Source organism: Parasphingomonas zepuensis, assembly GCF_036663735.1.
GTDB lineage: Bacteria > Pseudomonadota > Alphaproteobacteria > Sphingomonadales > Sphingomonadaceae > Sphingomonas.
The window spans coordinates 1-1,649 of record NZ_JAXOJO010000022.1 but is presented as its reverse complement, the minus strand read 5'-3'; the positions used below and the strand labels follow the sequence as shown (position 1 = coordinate 1,649).

Annotated in this window: 2 protein-coding genes; one reads left to right on the top strand and one right to left on the bottom strand. The window is 67.7% G+C overall.

Features of this window, described 5'->3' with window-relative positions:
• Nucleotides 1-985 (top strand): DNA polymerase III subunit delta (locus tag U1769_RS24865; protein ID WP_332720846.1); only part of this gene is annotated, 985 nt, incomplete at its 5' end.
• Nucleotides 986-998: 13 nt separating this feature from the next.
• Here the strand turns inward: U1769_RS24865 and U1769_RS24860 are convergent.
• Nucleotides 999-1,649, bottom strand: a 651-nt coding sequence (locus U1769_RS24860; protein ID WP_332720845.1) for a ParB/RepB/Spo0J family partition protein, incomplete at its 5' end; no start/stop codon positions are given.

The following is a 1,649-nucleotide window of genomic DNA, read 5'->3' as shown; positions in this document are numbered from 1 at the left end:
CAAGCCGGGGGCGGATATCCGGCTGTTCCTGCTTTATGGCCCCGACGAAGCGGGCGCGAGCGAGCTGGCCGCGCGGCTGGGCCGGGCAATGGGCAGCGGGGCCGAGCGGATCGACCTTGACGGATCGGCGCTGAAGGCGGGCCCGGGGCGGCTGGCCGAGGAAGCCGCATCAATGTCACTGTTCGGCGATGCCCGCTATATCCGCGTATCCGGCATCGACGATGACGGGACCGAGGCAGTGCGGCTGTTGATCGAGGCCGAGGTTGCCGGAAATCCGGTGGTGGCCATGGGCGGCGCCTTGAAGGGCACCGGGCGGTTGCTCAAACTCGCGCTGGCCGCGCCGTCGGTGATGGCACATGCCTGTTACGTCCCCGATGCGCGCAATGCGAGCCAGCTGGCCGCCGGGATTGCGCGCGAGAACGGGCTGCGGCTCGTGGGCGGGATCGCCGATCGGCTGGCGGTGATGTCAGGCGGTGACCGGGCGGTGCTGGCGCGCGAGATCGAGAAATTGTCGATCTACCTCGATGCCGCGCCCGATCGGCCGCGCGAGGCCGGAGTTGCGGCGCTGGAGGCGAGCGGCGCCGCGCGGGGTGATGCCGCGATGCCTAGCGCGATCGATGCCGGGGGAGAGGGACGCGCGGCGGAGCTCGGCGTGGAACTGGCGCGGCTGGACCATGCCGGGGTGTCGTCGATCCCGTTGCGGCGGCAGCTGGTGCGGCGGTTGATGGCGCTGGCGGAGATGCGTGCCGATATCGATCGCGGGGCATCGCCGGACGAAGCGGTCAAGAAGCACCGCGTGTTCTTCAAGGAAGAGATGAGCACCAAGATCGCGCTGCGGCGCTGGACGAGCCCGATGCTGGCGCGCGGTGTCGAGCGGGCGCGGCAGGCCGAACGGGCGATGACAAAGGCTGGCGGCAATGCCGGGCAGGTGATGGCGGACGAAGCACTGACGACACTGGCACGGGCGGCTGCGCGATCCCGTTAAGCTATTGAATTAATTATATCTTCTCGCCAGTCAGGCGCTGGCAGATCATGTCCAGCTGGTCGAGCGTCGAGTAAGCGAGCGTCATCGCCCCGCCTTTCTCACCGAAGTTGATCTTCACGTTGAGGCCGAGGACGTCGCCGAGCTGACGCTCCAGTGCGGCGATGTCGGCATTGACCACCCCTGCCGGCTTCTCGCCGCCCTTCCCTGCCGCGCGCGGCTTCGATTCGCGGGCCAGCTTCTCGGTATCGCGGACCGACAGGTCGCGCTCGACAACGATGCGCGCGAGCCGTTCGGGATCCGGCGCACCAATCAGGGCTCGCGCATGGCCCATCGTCAGCAACCCCTCCACCACGCGCTGGCGGACTGTCGGTGGCAGATCGAGCAGGCGCAGCAGATTGGCGATATGGCTGCGCGATTTGTTGACGATGCGGGCCAGCGCTTCCTGGGTGTGGCCGAATGCGCCGATCAGCTTGGCATAGGCTTCCGCCTCCTCAATCGCATTGAGGTCTTCGCGCTGGATATTCTCGATGATCGCGATTTCGAGCGTCTCGGCCTCGTCGAGATCGCGCACAATCACCGGCACTTCGTGCAGGCGTGCGCGCTGTGCCGCGCGCCAGCGGCGTTCGCCGGCGACGATCTGATAGTCCTTGCCATGCGGACGCAC